2 protein-coding genes are annotated in these 3,397 nt (G+C 61.9%); one reads left to right on the forward strand and one right to left on the reverse strand.

Translation table 11 applies throughout. The annotated features are described in order from the left end of the window. Window positions 1-467 precede the first annotated feature (467 nt). Window positions 468-1,862, reverse strand: a complete 1,395-nt coding sequence (locus DDZ14_RS19045; RefSeq protein WP_109426551.1) for an FAD-binding oxidoreductase — start codon at window positions 1,860-1,862, stop codon at window positions 468-470. Window positions 1,863-2,005: 143 nt separating this feature from the next. Here DDZ14_RS19045 and DDZ14_RS19050 point away from each other — a divergent pair, with 143 nt between their 5' ends. Next, window positions 2,006-3,106 carry a GlxA family transcriptional regulator gene (locus tag DDZ14_RS19050; protein WP_109426552.1) on the forward strand — a complete coding sequence of 367 codons (1,101 nt, stop codon included), beginning with the start codon at window positions 2,006-2,008 and terminating at the stop codon, window positions 3,104-3,106. The last annotated feature ends 291 nt before the right edge of the window (window positions 3,107-3,397 follow it).

Below are 3,397 nucleotides of genomic sequence, written 5' to 3' on the forward strand. Positions count from 1 at the left end.
TGCCAAAACTCCTGGCGGCCTGACAAACAGAGCGACCCCAGTCCCACGTTCGCAGCCCCGCGAGCTCCGCCTTCAAACCGTCACAACAGGAAAAGCGTTCTTCAAGACCAACTTCTTCAGCAGCCTGCTAAGTGCCCCACTGATGCTGCAATGCGCATGAACGGCGGCTTCGGTGCGGCGACCCGGTGGTCTGTAATTGGCAGGGACGGGCCGTTCTTCTCCGTCGTTCCCGAAACGATGGTAGGCCCGCGCCGTGCTGCCGCAGGTTCGAACGCGCGGTCACTTCTCGTTCGCAGGAAATGTCAGGCGATGTCTCAAGCCGTCGCGCGCGTGAGATCGTTGTTCAGGATGAACTTATTCGCCTCATATCGGTTTTCGGGATCTCGAACGTCTCCCAATGCCGCGTTCCGGAGAAAGACCATGGACGGTATTAGTCCCGATGAAGGCACGGTCAGACCGTCGCCCTCTCACTGCTCAGGCTCGATGTTCTGATTGAAGCGGAACCGGTTTTCCGGATCGTATTTCGTCTTGATCTCGACCAGCCTCTGGTAATTCGCACCAAAGGTTGACCGCGTCAGGTCATCGCCGTCCTCGCCATGCCCCGGGAAGTTCAGATAGACCCGTCCGTGCTGGCCGAAGGCCGCGGCGCTGTCCCATCCGTCGCGCGACCATGCGATGTTCGCCGCATCATCCCTGGCGTCCGTCCAGACAGCATCCAGCGAGTACATCCAGCCCATCGAGCGATCCCCGAACGCGGTCGCGTCGGGCGCAACCTGGGCCGTCGCGCCGCCGAAGTTCCAAAGCGACGAGAGCGTGGTGTCGGACGGTGCCGCCAGTGCGTTCTTCATCGCGAGGTCGATCATCTCGTTCGGCAGCTCGGTGAGATACCGCGCCTTCCAGTAGCACCGGAAGTCCCCGGCCGGCATCAGCGTGTCGAACAACTGCTGCAAGTCGCAATAGGCCATGCGGCCGGAGAAGTCCGCAACCATCTCTCCCAACTCGCGAAGCGGTTGCAGGAGCGCCTCTCCCTCCGCCGCGTCGCCATTGTAGACGCAAGCCAACGTGTAGACCCGCTTGCCCTGGTATTCCTCCGGGAAATCCTCTCCCCCGGCCGTTGAGAATTCGCAGAGCGATCCGACAAGATCCCCGTGCCTCGCCAGAAAATCGCGCCAGGCGCGGATCGGACCCGGCCCGTCCTCCACCGCGTAGATCGGGGCGGCGAACATGACCTCCGGTCCAACAGGATGCAGGGCGAATTCGAACCGGGTGACGACCCCGAAGTTTCCACCACCCCCCTTGAGCGCCCACAACAGGTCGGGGTTTTGGTCGGCACTCGTGTGCACGAGCGATCCGTCGGCGGTGACGACATCGGCGGCGACCAGATTGTCGATCGACAGGCCATGCCTGGCGCGCAGCCATCCGATCCCGCCGGAAAGCGTCAACCCGGCCACGCCGGTGTCCGAGATCAACCCGCCGGGCGTCGCCAGTCCGTGGGTCTGAGTGGCCGCATCGACATCCCGCCACAGGGCGCCGCCTTCGACCGACGCGATCCGCCGCGCAGGATCGACGGTCACAGCGCGCATTTCACTGAGATCGATCATCATGCCGTCGTCGCAAACCGCATGCCCCGCCACGTTGTGGCCGCCCGCACGAATGGCGATCGGCAGGCCCTTGGCGCGCGCGTGACCCACGGCGGCAATGACGTCATCGGCGTTCCGGCACCGAACGATCATCTTGGGTCGCCTGTCGATCATGGCGTTCCAGACGGAACGCGCTGCGTCGTAGCCCGCCGTGCCCGGTGTCAGGACGGCTCCCGAAATGCCGTCAAGTGAAGAATCTTGGCGTGTTTTCAGAGTGTGCATGAGCAGTTCCTCCCGTTGATTTGTTCAAGGATAAGCGCGCTCCTGTCTCTGAATCAGTGGCAAATTTGCCGATTGCGCGGCATACTGGACGGGCAAACAGGGCAAACACGCCACAACCATGCGATTTCAGACAGGGGAGTGTCATGACCGCCCGACAGAAACCTCTCATCGCGTTGCTCGCCGCCCCGGAAACATCCGCTTCGGTCCTCTACGGCCTCTATGATGTCTTGCAGTCTGCCGGCGCGGTTTACCCGGACATGGTGACCGGCAGGCCGGGCGACGAGATGCTGGATATCCGCATCGTCTCCACCGATGGAAAGCCGTTCCGATGCATCGGCAACATTCCGGTCGAGCCACAGATGGACATCGGCCAGATCCGCACGCCGGATGCGGTCGTCGTGTGCGACATGTATACCTCCATCTACGATGTGCCCAAGGGCCGCTACCCCCGGGAGACCGACTGGCTCAAAGAGATGCATGCAGCGGGAGCGTTGGTGACATCCGTGTGCTCCGGGACCTTGCTGCTGGCGGAATCCGGGCTCTTGAACGGACACCAGGCCACGGCCCACTGGGCCTATCGCGACATGTTCCAGCGCCATTATCCCCAGATTAGGTTCCGGAACGAATCCGTGCTGTGTCTCTCGGCCGAGGCGGACCGGATCGTCACGGCCGGCGGCGTCAGCGCCTGGCACGATCTATCCGTGTATCTGATCGCCCGGTTCTGCGGCTATCAAACCGCGATCGAAACGGCCAAGGTCTTCCTGATCAGCGGGCATTCGGAGGGCCAGTCGCCGTATTCCGTCATGACCCGACCGATGGAGTCCAATGACCGCCCGATATCCGACTGTCAGGCCTGGATTGCCGATCACTACGCGACTGCCAACCCGGTGGAGAAGATGGTCGAGCGCTCCGGCCTGAATGCGCGGACCTTTTCGCGACGCTTTCGCGCGGTCACGGGTCTATCCCCGATCGAATATGTCCAGGCGCTTCGGATCGAGGAAGCCAAGCAGATGTTGGAGACTGACGAGTTGTCAAACGACGAAGTGGGCGCAGCTATCGGCTACGACGATCCGGCATCATTCCGGCGCGTATTCAAACGAGGGACAGGCCTGTCCCCTGCGGCCTATCGAAAGAAGTTCCACCGCATATCTCGGATCGCGAGACCAGATCATTCGATAAACCGCGCAAATGACGAGAGCCAGATGCTTTCCCGGCCACAAGCAAAAGGTGCTTTGTCCGGGTAGCCAAGCTCGAACAGCACGTAGAGTTCGCACATGCAGCGAATGTCTGTTTCGGCGACCCGCGCCGGAAAGATTGTCGCAGTCTCCAAGGTCCGCTAAGGGCCGTTCTCAACGGCGGCATCTCCGACCAATCCAGCTCAGATGCCGCATCACCGCATGGCGGTTCAGATGCAGGTTTCTCGGACGCCACGCGCGACGTTTGAGTGACACACGGCGTTGCCTGGCGTCGGAGAAGCGCTCAAGCGGGAAATCGCGGGTTTGGAATTGGGCGGATCAGCTGGGTCTATGGGGATT

Source organism: Maritimibacter sp. 55A14, assembly GCF_003122205.1.
GTDB lineage: Bacteria > Pseudomonadota > Alphaproteobacteria > Rhodobacterales > Rhodobacteraceae > QEYE01.